The organism is Confluentibacter sediminis (assembly GCF_003258355.1).
GTDB classification, from domain to species: Bacteria; Bacteroidota; Bacteroidia; order Flavobacteriales; family Flavobacteriaceae; genus Confluentibacter; species Confluentibacter sediminis.
This window is the reverse complement of sequence record NZ_QKPO01000003.1, coordinates 180,221-200,923: the sequence shown is the minus strand read 5'-3', so window position 1 is coordinate 200,923 and position 20,703 is coordinate 180,221. Positions and strand designations below refer to the sequence as shown.

General features: G+C 33.1%; 21 protein-coding genes. 16 read left to right on the top strand and 5 right to left on the bottom strand.

From position 1 onward, the window contains the following. The first annotated feature begins 19 nt into the window (after positions 1-19). Genes prfB through arsC form a run of 3 tightly spaced genes read left to right on the top strand, consistent with a single transcriptional unit; the run spans position 20 to position 2,093 of the window. Positions 20-1,129, top strand: a complete 1,110-nt coding sequence (gene prfB / locus DKT72_RS02870; protein WP_111307217.1) for a peptide chain release factor 2 — start codon at positions 20-22, stop codon at positions 1,127-1,129. A 5-nt stretch (positions 1,130-1,134) separates the two neighbouring features. Then, entirely contained in the window at positions 1,135-1,752 is a 618-nt protein-coding gene (locus tag DKT72_RS02865; protein WP_111307216.1) for an HAD family hydrolase, read from the top strand. Beyond that, positions 1,752-2,093 (top strand): arsenate reductase (glutaredoxin), encoded by a 342-nt coding sequence (gene arsC / locus DKT72_RS02860; RefSeq protein WP_111307215.1) that lies wholly within the window; start codon positions 1,752-1,754, stop codon positions 2,091-2,093. Before DKT72_RS02865 ends, arsC begins: the two co-directional genes overlap by 1 nt. Here the strand turns inward: arsC and DKT72_RS02855 are convergent. Both DKT72_RS02855 and DKT72_RS02850 read right to left on the bottom strand, forming a co-directional pair. After that, a complete protein-coding gene (locus DKT72_RS02855) occupies positions 2,090-2,797 on the bottom strand; it encodes a hypothetical protein (protein ID WP_111307214.1) in 708 nt (235 codons plus the stop codon). The genes arsC and DKT72_RS02855 overlap by 4 nt on opposite strands. A gap of 154 nt (positions 2,798-2,951) precedes the next feature. Further along, entirely contained in the window at positions 2,952-3,554 is a 603-nt protein-coding gene (locus DKT72_RS02850; protein WP_111307213.1) for an acyl carrier protein phosphodiesterase, read from the bottom strand. Positions 3,555-3,629: 75 nt separating this feature from the next. On the opposite strand from DKT72_RS02850, the gene glmM reads away from it, so the two are divergent. Further along, positions 3,630-5,018 carry a phosphoglucosamine mutase gene (gene glmM / locus DKT72_RS02845; protein WP_111307212.1) on the top strand — a complete coding sequence of 463 codons (1,389 nt, stop codon included), beginning with the start codon at positions 3,630-3,632 and terminating at the stop codon, positions 5,016-5,018. 234 nt (positions 5,019-5,252) lie between these two features. Then, the gene (locus DKT72_RS02840; RefSeq protein WP_111307211.1) at positions 5,253-6,383 is read left to right on the top strand and encodes an erythromycin esterase family protein; all 1,131 of its coding nucleotides are present in this window, start codon (positions 5,253-5,255) and stop codon (positions 6,381-6,383) included. Here DKT72_RS02840 and DKT72_RS02835 read toward each other — a convergent pair whose 3' ends face one another. Beyond that, a complete protein-coding gene (locus tag DKT72_RS02835) occupies positions 6,384-7,277 on the bottom strand; it encodes a lysophospholipid acyltransferase family protein (protein ID WP_111307210.1) in 894 nt (297 codons plus the stop codon). It abuts the gene before it with no gap. Positions 7,278-7,332: 55 nt separating this feature from the next. Here DKT72_RS02835 and DKT72_RS02830 point away from each other — a divergent pair, with 55 nt between their 5' ends. From DKT72_RS02830 to cmk, 3 genes are all read left to right on the top strand, one after another. Then, entirely contained in the window at positions 7,333-7,983 is a 651-nt protein-coding gene (locus DKT72_RS02830; protein WP_111307209.1) for a rhomboid family intramembrane serine protease, read from the top strand. A 154-nt stretch (positions 7,984-8,137) separates the two neighbouring features. Next, the gene (gene lon / locus DKT72_RS02825; protein ID WP_111307208.1) at positions 8,138-10,588 is read left to right on the top strand and encodes an endopeptidase La; all 2,451 of its coding nucleotides are present in this window, start codon (positions 8,138-8,140) and stop codon (positions 10,586-10,588) included. 158 nt (positions 10,589-10,746) lie between these two features. Then, positions 10,747-11,442, top strand: a complete 696-nt coding sequence (gene cmk / locus DKT72_RS02820; protein WP_111307207.1) for a (d)CMP kinase — start codon at positions 10,747-10,749, stop codon at positions 11,440-11,442. A 28-nt stretch (positions 11,443-11,470) separates the two neighbouring features. Here the strand turns inward: cmk and DKT72_RS02815 are convergent, their stop codons facing one another. Then, a complete protein-coding gene (locus DKT72_RS02815; protein ID WP_111307206.1) occupies positions 11,471-11,851 on the bottom strand; it encodes a LysM peptidoglycan-binding domain-containing protein in 381 nt (126 codons plus the stop codon). 296 nt (positions 11,852-12,147) lie between these two features. On the opposite strand from DKT72_RS02815, the gene rpsA reads away from it, so the two are divergent. The 6 genes from rpsA (at position 12,148) to DKT72_RS02785 (ending at position 18,498) form a co-directional block, all read left to right on the top strand. Next, positions 12,148-13,998, top strand: a complete 1,851-nt coding sequence (rpsA, locus tag DKT72_RS02810) for a 30S ribosomal protein S1 (RefSeq protein WP_111307205.1) — start codon at positions 12,148-12,150, stop codon at positions 13,996-13,998. A 191-nt stretch (positions 13,999-14,189) separates the two neighbouring features. Then, on the top strand, positions 14,190-15,500 hold the full coding sequence (locus tag DKT72_RS02805; protein WP_162623224.1) for a hypothetical protein: 1,311 nt from the start codon (positions 14,190-14,192) through the stop codon (positions 15,498-15,500). Positions 15,501-15,709: 209 nt separating this feature from the next. Next, positions 15,710-16,249, top strand: coding sequence for a bifunctional pyr operon transcriptional regulator/uracil phosphoribosyltransferase PyrR (gene pyrR / locus DKT72_RS02800; RefSeq protein WP_111307203.1), 540 nt, complete (start codon positions 15,710-15,712; stop codon positions 16,247-16,249). 9 nt (positions 16,250-16,258) lie between these two features. Beyond that, positions 16,259-17,188 (top strand): aspartate carbamoyltransferase catalytic subunit, encoded by a 930-nt coding sequence (locus tag DKT72_RS02795; protein ID WP_111307202.1) that lies wholly within the window; start codon positions 16,259-16,261, stop codon positions 17,186-17,188. Between the two features lie 3 nt (positions 17,189-17,191). Further along, positions 17,192-17,524: a ribonuclease Z gene (locus DKT72_RS02790; RefSeq protein ID WP_111307201.1), complete on the top strand. Its 333-nt coding sequence runs from the start codon at positions 17,192-17,194 to the stop codon at positions 17,522-17,524. Between the two features lie 68 nt (positions 17,525-17,592). Next, a complete protein-coding gene (locus DKT72_RS02785) occupies positions 17,593-18,498 on the top strand; it encodes a ribonuclease Z (protein WP_111307200.1) in 906 nt (301 codons plus the stop codon). Here the strand turns inward: DKT72_RS02785 and DKT72_RS02780 are convergent. Then, entirely contained in the window at positions 18,495-18,908 is a 414-nt protein-coding gene (locus DKT72_RS02780; RefSeq protein ID WP_111307199.1) for a hypothetical protein, read from the bottom strand. The genes DKT72_RS02785 and DKT72_RS02780 overlap by 4 nt on opposite strands. 91 nt (positions 18,909-18,999) lie before the next feature. Here DKT72_RS02780 and pdxH point away from each other — a divergent pair, with 91 nt between their 5' ends. After that, positions 19,000-19,644 carry a pyridoxamine 5'-phosphate oxidase gene (gene pdxH, locus DKT72_RS02775; RefSeq protein ID WP_111307198.1) on the top strand — a complete coding sequence of 215 codons (645 nt, stop codon included), beginning with the start codon at positions 19,000-19,002 and terminating at the stop codon, positions 19,642-19,644. Between the two features lie 165 nt (positions 19,645-19,809). After that, the gene (locus DKT72_RS02770; RefSeq protein ID WP_111307197.1) at positions 19,810-20,304 is read left to right on the top strand and encodes a CAP domain-containing protein; all 495 of its coding nucleotides are present in this window, start codon (positions 19,810-19,812) and stop codon (positions 20,302-20,304) included. Positions 20,305-20,703 lie beyond the last annotated feature (399 nt).

Sequence of the window (20,703 nt, the reverse complement as noted above, 5' to 3'; positions counted from 1 at the left end):
TTAATGTATTTTTGCCATTATGATTACAAACGAGCAACTTGCAGACCTTACTAAAAGAAGTAAAAAGCTAAAAACATATTTAGAGATTGACAAAAAGCAAATTCTTATTCAAAACGAAGAAGAGAAAGTTGCCAATCCAAGTTTTTGGAACGATCCAAAAGAAGCAGAAATTGTTATGCGGAATTTGCGTTCATTGAAAAAATGGGTGCAAGATTATCATACAATTACGACCCAAATTGAAGAGTTGGACATTCTTTTGGAATATTATAAAGAAGGGGAGGCTACCGAAAAAGAGATAGACGAATTACAAAATAAAGTAGTGTTACTTTTGGAAGAAGTCGAGTTTAGAAACATGCTTTCTGATGAAGGAGACAGCTTAAGTGCTGTTTTACAAATTACAGCAGGAGCAGGAGGGACTGAAAGTTGTGACTGGGCAAGTATGTTAATGCGTATGTACTTAATGTATGCTGAAAAAAGTGGATATAAGGTTAAAGAACTTAACTTTCAAGAAGGCGATGTTGCGGGTATTAAAACGGTGACTTTAGAAATTGAAGGTGATTTTGCCTTTGGTTGGTTAAAAGGTGAAAATGGAGTGCATAGATTGGTACGCATATCCCCGTTTGATAGTAATGCCAAACGCCATACCAGTTTTGCTTCTGTTTATGTGTATCCATTGGTCGATGACACTATAGAAATAGAAATCAATCCTGCAGATATTGAAATTACCACAGCACGTTCTAGTGGTGCGGGAGGACAAAATGTTAATAAAGTAGAAACCAAAGTACAGTTGACCCACAAACCTACGGGCATTCAAATTTCTTGTTCAGAAACGCGTTCACAACACGACAATAGAGCTAGAGCCCTTCAGATGTTGAAATCACAGTTGTATGAAATAGAACTTCAAAAACAATTGTCTCAACGAGAAGATATTGAAGCAGGCAAAATGAAAATAGAGTGGGGCAGCCAGATTAGAAACTATGTATTACATCCTTATAAATTGATAAAAGATGTAAGAACAGGACATGAAACTGGTAATGTAGACCCCGTTCTTAATGGTGAAATCACCCCGTTTTTAAAAGCCTATTTAATGATGATGGGGCAAAAAGAAGAAACACCAGATACATTATAAAATATATGAAACATATTGATACTATTATTTTCGACTTGGGGGGCGTGTTGATAGATTGGAATCCGGAGTATGTTTTTCTGGATGTTTTTAATGGAGATAGACAGAAAATGCAATGGTTTTTTGATACGATCTGTACTCATGATTGGAATGAAAATCAAGATGCTGGCTATCCCATAATTCAAGCGACACAAGATTTAGTGAATCGTTTCCCTGATTATGAAACAGAAATACGAGCTTTTTATGGCAGATGGGAAGAGATGCTCGGTGGTGCTATCCATGGCACGGTTGATATTCTTGAGAAACTCATTGCATCAAAAAAATATAAAATGGTGGCGTTGACCAATTGGAGCCATGAAACATTCCCTATAGCTTTAGAAAGATTTGAATTTTTACATTGGTTTGAAGGTGTTTTAGTGTCTGGCGAAGAAAAAACCAGAAAACCTTTTGACGAGATTTATCATTTAACGCTTAAACGTTTCCATATTAAAGCAGAAAATGCTGTTTTTATTGATGACAATTTACGCAATATTGAAGCAGCCAATAATCTAGGTATTAATGGTATTCATTTTAAAAATCCAGAATTGCTTTTAGAACAATTAAAAGCTTATAATATTCATATATAATGATTAAAATATATCACAATAACCGTTGCAGCAAATCTCGCAGCGGATTGGAAGTTCTAGAAAAATCAGGAAAACCTTTTGAGATTATTAAATATCTTGAAGATGTACCTTCGGAAAAAGAATTAAAGGATATCATTAAACTGTTAGGTATTAAACCAATAGATTTAGTTAGGAAAAACGAACCTATTTGGAAAGAAAACTATAAAGACAAAAGCCTAACCGATACAGATATAATAAAAGCTATGGTAGACAACCCCAAATTAATTGAACGCCCCATAGTTGTTAATGGGAACAAAGCTGTGATTGGCAGACCAACAGAAGCGATTTTAGATATTATCTAGTAGGTTTCAATCAATTCTATGTCTAACCCCAAAAACAATAATTTATGGAAGGTTGGGAGTATGGCACCTGTTTCCGCAGTTTTCCAATCTGTCCAAGTAGCTTCCAATCCATCTATAGGTAGTATGGATGCCCAAATTTTAAAACTTTTTGGTTTTCCATCTTTATCAAATTCCCATAAATAAGAATCTCCAGGAGTCACTCCACCGGAATTATAAGTGACTAATAAAGAATTGTTATTGACTAGTTTACGCTCAACATCCTTATTGAAAACAGTGTAAGGTGCTGTTAACCAGAAGGAATCGTTGTAAAAATATTTCAGAGCTTTTTCTTTAAGTTCTTTTGCCATATCACCCTCTATTTTAAAGCTATGGACATAGGCTCTACTTAAATCTGGATTCTTTAAATTGAGAGTCACTCTAAATTCCTCCCAATATACATCACAGATATTCTCTTTTTTTTTCCATTTATAATGATGTCTATTTTTAAAATCCCACTCAATATAGTTGGTGTTTTTGTAAGCATCATAGTCTAAAGCATCAAGCATTTTATATGCCAAAGCATCTGCTTTTTCTCCAGAAATTCCAATAGGCAGCTCTTCGTTGTATTTAAAAAAAACATATCCAAAAAGCAATAAACTTGGTAAGGTGAAAAAGATAATCACTCCAGTTATTATTTTTAATATTTTTTTAGATTTGGCAGTCATTAAAAAGAATCGTTTTTTGTTGAATAACTGTTTCAGTGTCTCAAAATATTAAATACTAATGAGTTGCTAAAGGAAAAGTGTTAAAATCCGATAGAGGTAGTATGACTTCGATTATCGGTAAATACATTTACATTTAATCCTTAAAATTAGAATTCTATCGAACCCATTTTTTAGTCAATTCATTTAGTTTTTGTTTTGAAAAAACAATAAGTTCTTCAAAAAAATGAGTAAATTCGGATTCAAACTCCATATAAAAAACTTCTAATTCTTGAACAGCCTCATTCATGCCGGAACGGTTTTTGGTACGTCTGTTCATACCATCTAAAACCTTAGCAATACCCTCAATAGAAGCATAACTTAAAAGCCAATTATCCGCTATCATATAAGGCATCATTTTTTTTATTCTCAAGGGGAGTAAATCATAATGTACTTCTAAAGAAGTATAAAAATTATCCACATACTCAACTAAAGGGATATGGCAATATAAATTCCAGTTTTTTGCCAAAAAATGGTCATATAAAATATCTACTATAACTCCAGAATAATGTCCGTACTTTTCATGTAATCGCTTGGTGCTTTTTCTAACTGTTTCATGAGCATCAGTAAAGGTGTCAATATGTCTGTGAAGCATGATACCTACTTGAAAATCATTGCTAAATGTCTTGTAATCATTACCCTTAATGCCATCAGCTATAAAATTGCCTATAGTAATTAGTTCGTTGTCTCCAGAGAGATAAATGTGTGCTAGAAAATTCATTGGTGTAATTTACAAATTACGATTTTACATTTCCAATTTATAACTATTATATTTGTTAAAAAACTAAATTAAAATATGACACTTATAAAATCAATTTCAGGAATCAGGGGGACTATTGGCGGACAGGTTGGCGATAACTTAACACCAATAGATGCCGTTAAATTTGCAGCAGCGTATGGGGTTTGGATCAAGCAACAACGCCAAAAAGAAGATTATAGGGTTGTTGTGGGCCGTGATGCTCGGATTTCTGGGGAGATGATTCAAAATTTAGTGATGAACACCTTGGTAGGACTTGGTATCCATGTGATCGACCTAGGATTATCCACCACGCCAACCGTAGAAATGGCTGTGCCGATGGAACATGCCGATGGCGGGATTATTTTAACGGCGAGCCATAACCCCAAACAATGGAACGCCCTAAAACTATTGAACAACGATGGTGAGTTTTTGGATGCCGTTGAAGGAGCCAAAATTTTAGAAATAGCCGAAAGTGACGATCTTAATTTTTCTGATGTGGATAGTTTAGGAAAAATAACAAAGAATAAAGCTTATTTTGATTTACATATCATTGAGGTTTTGGATTTGGATTTGGTTGACATGCCAGCTATTGAAGAAGCCAAGTTTAAAGTGGTAGTCGATGGTGTGAATTCCACGGGAGGGATTGTTATTCCGTTACTTTTGGAACGTTTGGGTGTAGATGTCATAAAACTTTACTGTGAACCAAATGGACAGTTCCCACATAACCCAGAGCCCCTTAAAGAACATTTGACCGATTTATCTAAAAAAGTGGTGGAGACAGGTGCCGATTTAGGTATTGTGGTCGACCCAGATGTAGACCGTTTGGCATTTATGGATGAAAACGGCGAGATGTTCGGGGAAGAATATACCTTAGTGGCCTGTGCCGATTATGTGTTGAGCAGAACACCTGGAAACACCGTAAGTAATATGAGTTCGACCAGAGCCTTACGAGATGTGACCGAAAAGCATGGTGGCAAATATGAAGCCAGTGCGGTAGGGGAAGTCAATGTGGTAAGTTTAATGAAGAAAAACAAAGTCGTTATAGGTGGCGAAGGTAATGGCGGCATTATTTATCCAGAATCCCATTATGGACGTGATGCCTTGGTTGGTATTGCACTATTTTTAAGTTTATTGGCTGATAAAAGAATGCGAGTCAGTGAGCTTAGAAAAACCTATCCTAACTATTTTATGAGCAAAAAGAAAATTGAATTGACACCGGGCTTAGATGTCGATGGAATTTTAAAAACTATGGAAAACCGCTATCAAAATGAGCAATTAACCACGATTGATGGCGTTAAAATAGATTTTGCTGACAGCTGGGTGCATTTGCGTAAAAGTAATACCGAACCTATTATTAGAATTTATACGGAGGCCAAATCGCAACAAGAGGCAGATAATTTGGCGGATAAATTTATTGACGAGATAGGGGCGATTGCGAAACTATAACGTTATTACAAGGAATGAATGACTGAAGTCATATTATAATAAGGAACTCATAGTAAACCGATTGCTTCCATGCATTTAAAGTGATGGAAAGATTAACGTATATTCTTATTCTTGTGATTTTGAGTTTATAAAGTCATACCTTAAAAATTGGTAAAAGGTTAATTAATTGATAAAACCATTCTTGATTACAATTATTTTAAGCTTATTTGTAATTCATTTCGCCAATCAGAAAGTATGAAAAGAGTAATCTCTATCGTTTTTATAATTTTTGGACTACATTCTATTTTAGCTCAAGTTGAGAAAAATGTCCATGACTTAAATGCATTAGGTAATTTACTGACGGAACCTGTTAAAGATATAATAAATAAAAATCTAATTGATAAAAGGGTCGTTTTTCTAGGTGAATCTGAACATCACATCGGTTCAGAATTTTTAGTTAAAACAGAATTTATTAAGTATTTAGTACTTGAAAAGGGATATAAGGACATTGCTTTTGAAAGTGATTTTTTTGGATTATTTTTTGAACATGATAAAAAGAATATTTTGAGTGTTTGGTCTCATTCGGTACAATGCCAAGAACTCTTTAGCTTTTTAGAACAAAATAATGTCACCATTTGGGGCTTTGATAATCAACTGTTTTCTCCCTATGCCAATTACAATTTTTCAAAAAAATTAGATGAATTTTTAAATGAAAATAAAATTGAACATGACGCTAAGTTCATACAACTGTCTGATTTAGTAGTTAAAAGTAGGTTTACGCTTAAGGGAAAAATAAATAAAAAGGATTTAAAATATTTAACAGAAACGATTGATACGTTTTTAAATGATTTAAAAATACGATCCAGCCCAATTTGGTTTCAAATTTTGAAAAGTTTAAAAACCACTATTCCAATGTATACTGCAAAAAATGATATCAGAGGAATAGCCATTAGAGATGCTCAAATGGCAAAGAACCTAGACTTTTTAGTTAAAACTATGCCTGGCAAAAAGTTTATAGTTTGGTTGGCAAATGCCCATATGGCAAAATATGAATACGACTTTATGAAAGGACAAACAATGGGTGGGCAATTTGTAAAGCTAAATCCTGACATTTCATATCATATCGCTGTTTCTTCAATATATATGCCATATAGAAGCGGTATTGAAAAAGCCAGTAATGACAAAGAAAATTTGCTCCATTTTTTGCCTTCAACAAAGAACAATTATTTTATTGATGCAAAACAATTAATTATTGATAACCCAGAATTTGCAGAAAAAGAATATCATGGTATGTTTAATCTTAAAAAGAATAAAACAAATTGGTTTAAGCATTTTGATGCCCTTGTTTTCATTTCAAAAGGAGAAAAAATTGAATTTATGAACTAATCAACTGTTTTTCACTTTTTCACTCTTCTTCCGATGCTTCCAACGTTTATGCGTCCAAAAATAATATTCGGGAGCTTCATAAATTTGCTTTTCTACCTCACGCAAAAACATATCGGTCAATTGGTAGTCTTTATAATCTTTAGGATTTTCGGCTAGTGTCATAATTTCTGCTTCATAAAATCCCCGTTTCACTTTGGTTACTTTGAGATAAGCAGTCGTTAAATCTAATTTTTTAGCCAATCGTTCTGCACCAGTAAAACAAGGCGATTTTATGCCCATAAAGTCACCCCAATACACATCTTTCGTCAGTCGTGGCGATTGGTCACTTAAAAAGCCCGTAATGCTTTTAATACCGTTAATTTCATTATTATTAATAACATTAATGGTTTCTTTGGTACTTATTAAATCGGTATTAAATTTAGAACGAATATTTTTTACCAATTTATCAAAATGTTTGTTGGCTAAGGGTTTATAAACAGCCAAACCTTTAAAATTAATATAATTTTGCAAAACTATAGACCATTCCCAACTGGCATAATGCCCGAAAATTAAAATGATACTTTTATTTAAAGCTTCCAATCGTTTAAACTCTTGTGGATTGGTAACTTTAAAACGTTTCTTGAGTTCAGTCTCAGAAATGGTCATGGTTTTCGCCATTTCCAAAAACATGTCACATAAATGGTGGTAAAATGCTTTAGTAATAATTTTGATGTCATTCTCGGATTTTTCAGGAAAAACCAACTTTAAATTGTTGTAAACGGTTTTCTTTCTATAACCAATAATATAGTAAACTAACACATATACACAGTCTGAAACGAAATACAACAATCGAAACGGCAATATGGAAATAAGCCACAAAAGGGGATAAACTAAAATATAAACTAGAAATTGCATGAATTAATTTTAGATTTGCAAATATATACCATTTAGAATTTAAACATTTATACCTATGGGTGATTTAAATATCATGACTATTGTAATTATAGCTGCTAACGTTATCATTTCCTATAAAGGATACGGAGATTTTTCTTTTTTTGAAAAATATAAATTTCAAGTAGGTCCTATACAAAGAGGAGAAAAGATAAGGCTATTTAGCTCTGGTTTTTTACATGTCGATACACAGCATTTACTTTTTAATATGTTGACATTGTACTTTTTCGCCAATGTTGTTATTGGATATTTAGGGTCATTTAATTTTGTTATTATTTATGCTGCAAGTTTGCTGTTTGGTAGCTTATTGTCTCTTTACTTTCATAAAAACGAATATTATTATAGTGCTGTTGGTGCCAGTGGTGCTGTTACAGGTATTCTATATTCTGCTATTTTATTAAAACCTGATATGGAATTAATGATGTTTTTCATCCCTATTCCAATTCCTGCCTATATTTTTGGGATTGGCTACTTATTATATTCCATTTATGGTATGAAAAATAGGGTTGGCAATATTGGTCACGATGCCCATTTTGGTGGTGCTATCGGCGGTTATGCCATTACATTATTATTATCGCCTTGGTTATTTCAAACCAATTTATTGATGATTGGTTTATTGGCGATTCCTATTGTGTTATTATTTATTTTGAAGAAAACAGGGAAGATGTAATTCTCTATTATGGCACAACTATTGAATTTATAATAATAATAAAAGCCTTATTATTATTGTAACTTTCTGATAATTAATACTTTTATTGTTTTTAATAATCAACATTATAAATAGTTCGGTTTGTTTTTAATGACAGATTGACTTAAATATATCTATGAAAAAATCTAATTTTATAAGTCTTGACAGTTTGTCATTGCAGGAATTCGATGAAAACTCAGAATTAATTCCCTTAATGACTCCTGAAGATGAAGAAGAAATAAATAACGAAAAACTACCAGAAACATTACCAATTCTCTCTTTAAGAAATACGGTTCTGTTTCCAGGTGTGGTGATTCCTATAACTGCTGGCCGCGATAAATCTATTCGCCTTATCAATGATGCTAATAAGGGCAATAAAGTTATTGGTGTGGTGTCTCAAAAAGATGAATCTTTAGAAGATCCTTCAGTTAAAGATATTTACGAAACAGGTACGGTTGCCAAAATTTTACGTGTTTTAAAAATGCCCGATGGGAATGTTACCGTTATTATTCAAGGTAAAAAGCGTTTTAAAGTTGCTGAAGTTATTACGGAAGAGCCGTATATGAATGCCACGATTCGCGAATTACCAGAAGCCAAACCAGCGACTTCAAACAAGGAATTTTATGCTATTATAGATTCTATAAAAGAATTGGCACTTCAAATAATTAAAGAAAGCCCAAACATTCCAAGTGAAGCCTCTTTTGCTATTAAAAACATAGAGAGCAATTCGTTTTTAGTGAATTTTGTATCATCAAACATGAATTTATCGGTTGCTGAAAAGCAAAAGCTTTTAGAGATTGATGATTTGAAGAAGCGTGCTATGGCTACACTTAAATTTATGAATGTTGAGTTTCAAAAATTAGAACTTAAGAATGATATTCAGTCTAGAGTTCAAATGGATATGAGCCAACAGCAACGTGAATATTTCTTGCATCAACAAATGAAAACCATTCAAGAAGAATTGGGTGGCGTTAGTCATGATGAGGAAATTGAAGAGATGAAATTGCGCTCTGAGAATAAAAAATGGGATGAAAAGGTGGCCAAACATTTTGAAAAAGAATTGGCTAAAATGCAACGCATGAATCCGCAAGTGGCTGAATATTCTATCCAAAGAAATTATTTAGACTTGTTTTTGGATTTACCTTGGAATGAATTCAGTAAAGATAAATTCGATTTAAAACGTGCCATGCGAATTCTAGACAGAGATCATTTTGGACTAGAAGATGTTAAACGCAGAATTATAGAATACTTAGCGGTTTTAAAATTGCGTAACGATATGAAATCGCCGATTTTGTGTCTGTATGGCCCTCCTGGAGTTGGTAAAACGTCTTTAGGAAAATCTATAGCTGAAGCATTGGGTAGGGAATATGTGCGTATTTCATTAGGTGGTTTGCGGGATGAAGCAGAAATTCGAGGACATAGAAAAACTTATATAGGAGCTATGCCAGGACGTATTATTCAAAGTTTGAAAAAAGCGGGGACATCAAATCCGGTATTTGTTTTAGATGAAATTGATAAACTATCTAATTCTCATCAAGGCGATCCATCTTCTGCGATGTTGGAAGTGTTAGACCCGGAACAGAATAATGAGTTTTATGATAATTTTTTAGAAATGGGTTACGACCTTTCTAAGGTGATGTTTATAGCAACATCCAATAATTTATCAACCATTCAGCCTGCATTAAGGGATAGGATGGAAATCATCAATGTGACTGGCTATACTATTGAAGAAAAGGTTGAAATAGCAAGACGTCATTTATTGCCAAAACAATTAAAAGAGCACGGTTTAACAGATGCACATTTAAAGATTGCAAAACCGCAATTAGAAAAAATCGTTGAGGGTTACACTCGTGAATCTGGTGTTAGAGGATTAGAAAAACAAATAGCAAAAATGGTACGTTATGCTGCCAAGAATATTGCTATGGAAGAAGAGTATAATATTAAAATTTCTAACGAAGATATTATTGAAGTATTAGGCGGACCTAAAATGGAACGCGATAAATATGAAAACAATAATGTAGCGGGTGTGGTGACTGGTTTAGCTTGGACGAGTGTAGGAGGTGATATATTGTTTATAGAATCCATCCTTTCAAAAGGGAAGGGGACGATGACTATTACAGGAAACCTTGGTACTGTCATGAAAGAATCGGCTACCATTGCTATGGAATATATTAAATCAAATGCCGATGTATTTGGTATTGAATCTTCCGTATTTGAAAATTACAATGTGCACATTCACGTACCGGAAGGTGCTACCCCAAAAGATGGTCCGAGTGCCGGTATTACTATGTTAACCTCCTTAGTATCCTTATTTACTCAAAGAAAAGTGAAGAAAAGCTTGGCAATGACAGGGGAAATCACACTTCGTGGAAAAGTATTACCTGTTGGTGGTATTAAAGAGAAAATATTGGCTGCAAAACGAGCTCGTATAAAAGAGATTATTTTATGTGAAGAAAACAGACGCGATATTGAAGAGATTAAAGCCGATTATTTAAAAGGATTAACGTTTCATTATGTGACAGATATGAGTGATGTCATTAAATTGGCAATAACAAATCAAAAAGTTACAAACGCTAAGACATTATAAAAATTAATGATATTTTTTTAAAACCTCGATTTCGTCGAGGTTTTTTTGTTTTAAGATAAAATATACTTGTTGTCGTTTTAATATAGATTTACGATAAATAAGTTAAAAGTTAAAAGTTTAAAAGTTAATTTTGTTTAACCAACAACAATCCATAACCAATGAACAAAATAACCATAGCCATAGACGGATTTTCATCTACCGGAAAAAGTACCGTAGCCAAGCAATTGGCTAAATATTTAGGGTATGCTTATATAGATTCTGGTGCTATGTATCGGGCGGTCACTTGGTTTGCTATGAAACAGAATATTATTAATAAAGAAAAATTTGATGTTGATTCTTTAGTTTCTCATTTAGATGATATCCATATCAGTTTTATTTTTAATAAAGAGGTTGGTTTTGCTGAAGTGTATTTGAATGATGAAAATATTGAAAAAGAGATACGGACTTTAGAAGTTTCCAATTTTGTAAGCAAGGTTGCGGAGGTTTCTGAAGTTAGGAAACTATTGGTTAAACAACAACAAAAACTGGGGAAAGGAAAAGGTGTTGTTATGGATGGCAGAGACATTGGAACGGTCGTTTTTCCGGACGCAGAGCTAAAATTATTTATGACGGCTTCCGCAGAAACCAGAGCCGAAAGACGTTTTGAAGAACTTACCGAAAAAGGTGACACGGTTTCGTATGATGCTGTTTTAAAAAATGTTCAAGAGCGTGATTATATAGATTCACACAGAGAGGATTCTCCTTTGATTAAAGCTGATGATGCCATTGAAATTGACAACTCAAACCTGTCTTTGGAAGAACAATTCAATCTTATTTTAGAGTTAGCTAATAACGCATTAGAAGAGAACGCATAAAAAAAGAGGTGTAAACCTCTTTTTGAATTTATAAGTTTGGAATAATCAATTCCTGTCCAGGGTGGATTAAATCAGGATTTTTAAGAATATCTGAATTTGCTTTGAATATCACTTGATATTTAGAAGGACTATCATAATACTGTTTAGCAATTTTACTTAGAGTTTCTCCACTTTTTACGGTATGTCTATGATACACACTTTCATCGGCTACTTTTATGTTAGCCATGATATCAGAAGGATTTTGGCCTCCTATTTCTTTAATTTTATCCCAAAGCAGGTTTTTTTCATATTGGGTTTTAGCGGTACCTTTAACTTTCAAAATGCCATTTTCTTCAATAACATCGCCATCTTTAATATCTAAGGCTTTCCCTAAATCAAGTACTGGTTGATATTTTTCTTTTGCTGTCATAATTTTGTTTTAAATTATTTTCATTAAATATACTAACCATTTATAAATTTTCAAATTAAATTATCACAAATATTCTTACATAAAAATATTTTTCATATTAGGCTAAATCATTCAAATTGTGTATTTTTGCACTCCTTTTGGCAATTCAACGGAAAGAGAAAAGGAATGAGACTAAAATATTTATAACACTTCTGTGTGTAAATTGCTTAAATCTTCCGAAGCATACAGAATACAAAACGTAATATAATAAGGCCTCCTTTAATACGGAGATTATTTATATTACTTCTTATTTTTAAATGGCTGAAAAAGCAAATCAAGCTGAAGTTGAAGCAGTAAATGCAGCAACAGCAGAAGCTCCAGTAGTATCTGAAGCTCAAGCAAATCCTGAAAAATTCTTAGCAAACTTTAACTGGCACAATTACCAAGAAGGTATTGATGAAGTTGATGACAAACAATTAAAAGAATTTGAAAAATTAGTAGCAGAAAACTTTGTTGACACACTTAATGATGAAGTTGTCATTGGTACTGTAGTACACATTTCTGATAGAGATGCTATTATTGATATCAATGCAAAATCTGAAGGTGTTATCTCTTTAAATGAGTTTCGCTACAATCCAAACTTAAAAGTTGGGGACAAAGTAGAAGTATTAATTGATGTTCGTGAAGATGCCACAGGACAATTAGTATTATCTCACAGAAAAGCACGTGTTATTAAAGCATGGGATCGTGTTAATGCAGCGCATGATTCAGGTGAAATCGTTAATGGTTTTGTTAAATGCAGAACTAAAGGTGGTATGATTGTAGATGTTTTTGGCATCGAAGCCTTCTTACCAGGTTCTCAAATTGATGTAAAACCAATTAGAGATTACGATCAATATGTAAATAAAACTATGGAGTTTAAAGTTGTGAAAATCAACCACGAATTCAAAAACGTAGTTGTATCTCATAAAGCACTTATTGAAGCTGATATTGAAGTACAGAAAAAAGAAATCATTGGTCAATTAGAAAAAGGTCAAGTATTAGAAGGTATTGTTAAAAATATCACATCTTACGGTGTCTTTATTGATCTAGGTGGTGTTGATGGCTTAATCCATATCACAGATTTATCTTGGTCTCGAATCAATCATCCAAACGAAATTGTAGAATTAGACCAAAAACTTAATGTGGTAATCCTTGATTTTGATGAAAACAAATCAAGAATCCAATTAGGTCTTAAACAATTATCTAAACACCCATGGGAAGCCTTAGCAGATACGGTTACTGTAGGTGATAAAGTAAAAGGAAAAGTTGTTGTTATTGCAGATTACGGTGCATTTATTGAAGTAGCTGATGGTGTTGAAGGTTTAATCCACGTTTCTGAAATGTCATGGTCTACTCATTTACGTTCTGCACAAGATTTCGTTTCTGTTGGAGATGAAGTTGAGGCAGTTATCTTAACTTTGGATAGAGAAGAGCGTAAAATGTCGTTAGGTATCAAACAATTAACGTCTGATCCTTGGACAGATATTACTAGTAAATATCCATTAGGTTCTAAACATGTTGGAACCGTTCGTAACTTTACAAACTTTGGTGTTTTTGTTGAATTAGAAGAAGGTATTGATGGATTGATTTACATTTCCGATTTATCTTGGACTAAGAAAATTAAACATCCAAGTGAATTCTGTGCTGTTGGCGATAAATTAGATGTGATTGTATTAGAGTTAGATGTTGAAGGACGTAAATTAAGTTTAGGTCACAAACAAACAACTGTAAATCCTTGGGATGAATACGAAACAGATTTCGCTTTAGAAACTGTTCATACGGCTCAAATTACTGAAATCGTTGATAAAGGTGCTACTGTAGAGTTTAACGAAGATATCGTTGCTTTTGTACCTACCCGTCACTTAGAAAAAGAAGACGGCAGCAAACTTAAACAAGGTGATACAGCCGAATTTAAGATCATTGAGTTCAATAAAGAGTTTAAACGTGTTGTAGCATCTCATACTGCTGTATTTAAAGCAGAAGAAGTAGCAAACGTAAAAGCAGCTGTTAAAAAAGCAGAAGCTCAAGCAGCAGAAGCAAAACCAACTATAGGTGATGCTAATGAAGCTTTACAAGCTCTCAAAGATAAAATGGATGGCAAACCTGCCAAAAAAGCAAAAAAATAATTTTTTTGTCATTGACTTTGTCGAATCTTCGATTTCCTGTATAGACAGGAGTCCATTAAAAAACGAAAGCCTTCAAGAAATTGGAGGCTTTTTTATTTCAAATAGATTTGTTTAGCCTGTTTTTGATGACATTTTTAATGTAAGTCGATGTTTTGGTAATATTAACCAAAATTTCATAAAATATGATAAAAATGTTGAATGTCTTTAAAAGAAAATGGGCGGGGCTATTTCTTATTAGTATTTACGTCTTAAGTTGTAGTACTGAAGATAACCATCAGGGCAAGGTAAAACTTTCATCGCCTACAGTAGAACCTGGTGGAAGCTTATCCATTAATGCATCCGCTCGTTTTAATGCAGAGGTAATGGATGTAGCAGATAGCTTTAACCTAATTTACGAGTGGTCTCTTGGTGAAGGCAGGGGAGCACTAGTTGTTGATGATCAAGTAAAAGAAGGGCAAATGCAAACTACGATGCCTTTCGTAGTCGTGCGAGGAGTAACAGCGGGTGAAGAAACCATCACAGTAAAAGTATTGGATAAACATACTGGAAATTCTTTAGGAGAAGATAGCATAACATTCGAAATTACTGAACCATCGGGTATTTCCAAATGTTTTGATGAGCCATTGCTTTTTTTTAGAAATAACAATTGGGATAGTCCTGCCGTGACGGCTATTGGATTGGGTACAGACACAAGAAAAACAAACAATCCATCGTCTCAAAATTGGATCACTGATATTTCCAAAAATGGAAATTGGTTTTTGAGAGAAGATTATTCTGATTCAGGGAATAATTTTTCCATTTGGATGGATGCCTGTGATGGATCAGAAAGCAAAAAATTGGCAGAAGGGCTACACATATACAGTCCAACGTTTGGCCCGAATGACCAATACGTTTATTTTTCTCAATACGTAAGTTATCCTGCCCAACCAGAGGATCCTCGTTCTTATGAAATCGCACGAGTTAATATAGAAACAGCAGAAAAGGTCTTTATTTCATCGTTTGGAGTGTTTTCAGAGGAACCAAAGATTTCTCCCGATGGTAAATGGATAGCTTTTAAACATGGTAAGGAAACATTTAATGCCAATGGGACATATGCAGGGAGCATTGATCATTTAGCCATCATACCTAGTGAAGGAGGTCCTGCTCAATTTCTAGTTCAAATTGAAGGAAATGATCTTGCAGGATTCGACTGGTCTCCAGATTCAAAAGATATAATTTTCAACTGGCACAAACAAAGCGGTAGTTCCGCAACACATACTAATGGAATTTATAGGGTTTATATTGATGGGGGAGGATCACCATCATTAATTTTTCCTGAACCTCAAGGAAATGGGAGTCCCATATATTATGCTAATGGTGCCCGAATTGCATTTCATGGTCATCCTTCTGGCAGTACTGATACACAATATGATATTTGGAGTATTGATGCTAATGGGGGCGATTTGCAACGTATAACTGATGAAAAATACAATGTGTTTTTACAGTTTATTTGGGAGCCTTGAATCGAAAAATGAGTCAGTGTGTTATTTTTAAAATGAACATAAAGCAAATAATGGATTAAAATAATTAATAATATTTTTTTTGGATTAGTTAGTTGATTTTATGAGGTTGTGACTTTAAAGCCTTCAAGAAATTGGAGGCTTTTTAATTTTAAAGTAAAAATTTTAAAATTTTACATTACCTTTGTACTCCAGATACGTTTGGACAGCATATGAGTCAAAAAGTTTTACTTAACGCAAAAGAGGTAAACATCATTCTTCATCGATTGGCTTGTCAACTTATTGAAAAACATAATGATTTTTCCAATACCGTTTTAATTGGTTTGCAGCCACGGGGTGTTTTTTTAGCCAATAGAATAGCAAAAATATTAAGAGAAGATTATAAAGTTAAAAATATCCAATTGGGTCATTTAGACATTACGTTTTATAGAGATGATTTTAGAAGAGGTGATAAGCCTTTAGAAGCCAATAAAACTGAAATCAATTTTATAGTAGAAGATAAAAATGTGGTTTTTATTGATGATGTTTTATATACAGGCAGAAGTATTCGTTCTGCACTTACGGCCATACAATCCTTTGGAAGGCCAAAACAAATTGAGCTATTAACATTAATTGATAGACGCTTTAGTAGACATTTGCCCATTCAGCCTGACTATAGAGGCAGACAAGTAGATGTTATTAATAATGAAAAAGTAAAAGTGCATTGGTTGGAAAATGAAAACGAAGACTCTGTGTACTTAATTGAAAAATAACCAATACCTATGAGCGAATTAAGTGTAAACCACTTATTGGGGATTAAGTATCTTAATAAAGAAGATATTCAACTCATTTTTGAAACAGCCGATCATTTTAAGGAAGTTATAAACAGACCCATTAAAAAAGTACCTTCGCTAAGAGATATTACCATTGCTAATTTATTCTTTGAAAACTCCACCAGAACCAAATTATCTTTTGAATTAGCCGAAAAAAGATTATCTGCCGATGTACTTAATTTTTCGTCATCCCAATCCTCGGTTAAAAAAGGAGAAACACTTATAGATACCGTAAATAATATCTTATCGATGAAAGTAGATATGGTAGTCATGCGCCATCCAAACCCAGGAGCAGGTGTATTTCTGTCAAAGCATGTTAAGGCGAGTATTATAAATGCTGGTGATGGTGCACATGAACATCCAACACAAGCCTTATTGGATTCGTATTCAATTAGAGAAACATTAGGTGAGGTGAAGGGTAAAAAAATAGTTATAGTTGGTGATATTTTGCATAGTCGTGTAGCATTATCAAACATATTCGCTTTGCAACTTCAAGGTGCTCAAGTCATGGTTTGTGGGCCAAAAACTCTTATACCTAAATATATTGACAAGCTTGGAGTAAAGGTTGAAACAGATTTAATTAAAGCTTTGAATTGGTGTGATGTAGCAAATATGCTTCGTGTACAAAACGAACGTATGGATATTAATTATTTTCCTTCAACCAGAGAATATACCCAACAATTTGGGGTCCATAAAGAACTTTTAGATTCTTTAAATAAAGAGATTGTTATCATGCACCCTGGGCCTATAAATAGAGGTGTAGAGATTACCAGTGATGTGGCAGACTCAAAACAATCTATTATCCTAAATCAGGTGCAAAATGGGGTCGCTATTAGAATGGCTGTGATATATTTATTAGCCTCAAAAATTAAACAATAAATTATGATTTTAGATCAGGACGGACATATTTCAATAATCACGCAAGAGAAAGCAACTATAATAGAATTAGTAAAAAAGATTCAAAGCTTATATCCTAAATTTAAGAATAATAACGTTATCATTGTTTTATCAGTTCTAAGCATGTTAACGATTGAAGATATTCTTGAGTTTCTAGAACTATCCAATAATCACAGGGCAGCAAAGCATTCTTTTGTAATTGTTTCAGATAAAATTGATTTAGAAACTGTTCCAGAAGAAATTATAGTAGTTCCAACAGTTCAAGAAGCATATGATATTATAGAGATGGAAGATATGGAACGTGATTTAGAATTATAAAGATTTGTTTGTTAAGTTGTTTGTCGTTAGGCCAATGCAACTTAATAGCTTAACAATATTCATCATACATGAAGTTAACCATTCTGGGTTGTTACAGTGCCACCCCAAGAGCTCTTACAAATACCACATCGCAAGTATTGGAAATAAACAACCACATGTTTTTAATAGACTGTGGAGAAGGGACTCAAATTCATTTAAGAAAAAATAAAATAAAATTCAATCGCATTAAGCATGTTTTTATTTCTCATTTACATGGCGATCATTTTTTTGGATTGGTTGGTTTAATTTCTACCTTCAGATTATTAACACGAGAAGCAGATTTGCATATTTATGGTCCGGAAGGCATTAAGGAAATTGTAACACTTCAAATGAAACTAGCAGATTCATGGACGAACTACAATTTAATTTTCCATGAACTAAAATCAAATACCTCAGAGTTAATTTTTGATGACGAGAGTGTTGAAGTGTATACGATTCCTCTAAATCATAGAGTTTATACCAATGGGTTTCTTTTTAAAGAAAAAGAAGGTGATCTTAGATTAGATATTGATGCGGTTGAAGAAGCTCATATAGATTTAGCTTATTATAGAAAACTTAAACAGGGCTTTGATGTTGTTAATGAAAAAGGTGAACTTATAAAAAACAAAACCGTTACCCTGCCCGGGGCTAAGCCAAAAAGTTATGCATTTTGTAGTGACACTATGTATAAAGAAGACATTGTTCCCATAATTAATAAGGTTGATGTATTGTATCATGAGTCGACCTTTTTAGAAAAGCATGCAGACCTCGCTCCAAAAACAAAGCATTCAACCGCAAAAGAAGCTGCTAGAATCGCTAAAAAAGCTAAAGCGGGGATTTTGTTGCTTGGGCATTATTCAACACGCTATGATGGTTTAAATGCTTTTAAGGAAGAGGCGCAAGAAATATTTGAGAATGTTGAATTGTGTGAGGACGGAAAAGTGTTTGAATTTTAATTCATTTCTTTAATGTTTAGTATCCAATCAACTGCTTCATCCAAAGAAAGACATCTTTTCAGGCTTTTTTTATAAAATTTCTTTTCAAGTGTGGCATTCATAAAAGCCATATTGTTATAAGTAACGACAGCACTGGCAATAATAACATCATATTCAGTATCTACTTTGAACCACGTTTGAGGATTTATAGAATAAGAGTTTATTCTATTTGATATGTAGCCCAATTTGATGCCTTTACCATAAAAATCAACTAGATTATCCATGACTTTTTTTATCATTTCCCAATCAAAATGAATGCCTTCATGTACTTCAGCAACAAAAAAATTTTCACAGAAGTAAAAATTTCCAAAAGACATTTCTAGTTTAGGTGTTTTTATAGGGTTGAAATATTTGGATTCTTCAAATTTCATAAATACAATTCTTAGAGTTGGTTAAATTAGTGAGTTTTTTATTGTCATAAAAATTTAATTTTAGAATTTAAATTTTTGTTATTTTGTATATATGAATAGTGATTTAAGCCATTACCGAAAATCTTATGAAAAGCATGAATTACTGGAAAGTAATGTGCCAGAAAACCCAATGGAATTATTTAAAAAATGGTTTCACGAAGTGGATGATTTTTTTGCAGGGGAAACTAATGCCATGACCGTTTCTACAATTGGTTTGGATGGTTATCCAAAAAGCAGAGTCGTACTACTTAAAAAATACACATATGAAGGTTTTATCTTTTACACAAATTATGATAGCGAAAAAGGTAAGGCAATAGAAGCAAACCCAAATGTTTGTTTATCTTTTTTTTGGCAAGATGCTGAAAGACAAATTATCATTAAGGGACAAGCAGAAAAAATAGCGGAAAATTTAAGCGATGGCTATTTTGAATCAAGGCCAAGAGGCAGTCAATTAGGGGCTTTGGTCTCAAAGCAAAGTCAAGTTGTCGAAAGTAGGGAAGTCCTTGAAGAACAATTGATACGTCTTGAAAGTGACTATGAAGGGAAAGAGATTCCAAGACCAAAAAATTGGGGAGGATATATTATCAAACCTATTGAAATGGAGTTTTGGCAAGGGAGACCCAATAGGCTCCATGATAGAATTAGATATAGACTTCAAGTGGATTACAACTGGTTAATAAATCGATTATCTCCATAAAATATCGCTGTAATACCATTTTTTATTTTATTTTTAATCATTTCATCGATTAAATGCACTATGTAACGATTAAATGATTGTTTTTAATCGATTTTAACATTTTTTTAACATTCACTTCATGGTTAGGGTGGTAAATTTATAGTACCAAATCTAAATACTTAACCTATGAAGTTATTAAATAAACTGCCATTAGTGGCATTGTTTGCTGTATTGAGCTACTCTTGTTCAACAGACAGCATGGATGATAAATCGGATTTAATTACCGCAGATCTTGTAATTCCAGCAACGACATCATTCGAATTAGAAATTCTAGAACTTATCAATGATCATAGATTATCGGTAGGTTTAAATCCGTTACAAAATATGGATTTAATAAAATCCCAAGCATTTAGCCATACAGATTATATGGTTGAAGCACAGGAAGTATCTCACGATTATTTTTATGATAGAAGTAATTTCTTAAAAAAGAACGCAGGGGCCGTAAAGGTATCCGAAAATGTAGCTTACGGTTATACATCGGCACAGTCTTTAGTGAACGCTTGGTTAAAAAGTGAAGGACATAAAGCAAATATTGAAGGTGACTTTACCAATTTTGACATTTCGGCAGAAAAAGCAACAGATGGTAAATGGTACTATACCAATATATTCATAAAAAAATAGAAAATAATATAATCAAAAATTAAAAATATAACTCATTAATATTAATGAGTTATCGATAACTTTATTGTTATTGAATTTAGCTTTTGGTATAAAATCCTCCTAGTAATTGGGAGGATTTTTGTTTTAATTCTAAAAGAATAATGGATGTAAGCATCTGTCTGAAACCAAAGTAAAACCCACCTCCAATTATGACAGCTCTAAAAAGAGTGTAATAGTCATTCTACGTTTATGCTTTTTTAATTGCTATATATGTAGGGAAGAGCATAAATAGTTAAAAACCTAAATCTATGAATCCAATCAAAATAATTTAAAATTCAGTATCAGCGAGCAGGCATAACTAATGTTATTGTTGCGGTAAAAAACATTAAAATCATATAAATCCGTCCTAACCTTCTATGA

Excerpts from the sequence above, each read along its gene's own strand:
- prfB (WP_111307217.1), top strand. The coding sequence starts at position 20 with ATGATTACAAACGAGCAACTTGCAGACCTTACTAAAAGAAGTAAAAAG.
- DKT72_RS02865 (WP_111307216.1), top strand. The coding sequence starts at position 1,135 with ATGAAACATATTGATACTATTATTTTCGACTTGGGGGGCGTGTTGATA.
- arsC (WP_111307215.1), top strand. The coding sequence starts at position 1,752 with ATGATTAAAATATATCACAATAACCGTTGCAGCAAATCTCGCAGCGGA.
- DKT72_RS02855 (WP_111307214.1), bottom strand. The coding sequence starts at position 2,797 with ATGACTGCCAAATCTAAAAAAATATTAAAAATAATAACTGGAGTGATT.
- DKT72_RS02850 (WP_111307213.1), bottom strand. The coding sequence starts at position 3,554 with ATGAATTTTCTAGCACACATTTATCTCTCTGGAGACAACGAACTAATT.
- glmM (WP_111307212.1), top strand. The coding sequence starts at position 3,630 with ATGACACTTATAAAATCAATTTCAGGAATCAGGGGGACTATTGGCGGA.
- DKT72_RS02840 (WP_111307211.1), top strand. The coding sequence starts at position 5,253 with ATGAAAAGAGTAATCTCTATCGTTTTTATAATTTTTGGACTACATTCT.
- DKT72_RS02835 (WP_111307210.1), bottom strand. The coding sequence starts at position 7,277 with ATGCAATTTCTAGTTTATATTTTAGTTTATCCCCTTTTGTGGCTTATT.
- DKT72_RS02830 (WP_111307209.1), top strand. The coding sequence starts at position 7,333 with ATGGGTGATTTAAATATCATGACTATTGTAATTATAGCTGCTAACGTT.
- lon (WP_111307208.1), top strand. The coding sequence starts at position 8,138 with ATGAAAAAATCTAATTTTATAAGTCTTGACAGTTTGTCATTGCAGGAA.
- cmk (WP_111307207.1), top strand. The coding sequence starts at position 10,747 with ATGAACAAAATAACCATAGCCATAGACGGATTTTCATCTACCGGAAAA.
- DKT72_RS02815 (WP_111307206.1), bottom strand. The coding sequence starts at position 11,851 with ATGACAGCAAAAGAAAAATATCAACCAGTACTTGATTTAGGGAAAGCC.
- rpsA (WP_111307205.1), top strand. The coding sequence starts at position 12,148 with ATGGCTGAAAAAGCAAATCAAGCTGAAGTTGAAGCAGTAAATGCAGCA.
- DKT72_RS02805 (WP_162623224.1), top strand. The coding sequence starts at position 14,190 with ATGTTGAATGTCTTTAAAAGAAAATGGGCGGGGCTATTTCTTATTAGT.
- pyrR (WP_111307203.1), top strand. The coding sequence starts at position 15,710 with ATGAGTCAAAAAGTTTTACTTAACGCAAAAGAGGTAAACATCATTCTT.
- DKT72_RS02795 (WP_111307202.1), top strand. The coding sequence starts at position 16,259 with ATGAGCGAATTAAGTGTAAACCACTTATTGGGGATTAAGTATCTTAAT.
- DKT72_RS02790 (WP_111307201.1), top strand. The coding sequence starts at position 17,192 with ATGATTTTAGATCAGGACGGACATATTTCAATAATCACGCAAGAGAAA.
- DKT72_RS02785 (WP_111307200.1), top strand. The coding sequence starts at position 17,593 with ATGAAGTTAACCATTCTGGGTTGTTACAGTGCCACCCCAAGAGCTCTT.
- DKT72_RS02780 (WP_111307199.1), bottom strand. The coding sequence starts at position 18,908 with ATGAAATTTGAAGAATCCAAATATTTCAACCCTATAAAAACACCTAAA.
- pdxH (WP_111307198.1), top strand. The coding sequence starts at position 19,000 with ATGAATAGTGATTTAAGCCATTACCGAAAATCTTATGAAAAGCATGAA.
- DKT72_RS02770 (WP_111307197.1), top strand. The coding sequence starts at position 19,810 with ATGAAGTTATTAAATAAACTGCCATTAGTGGCATTGTTTGCTGTATTG.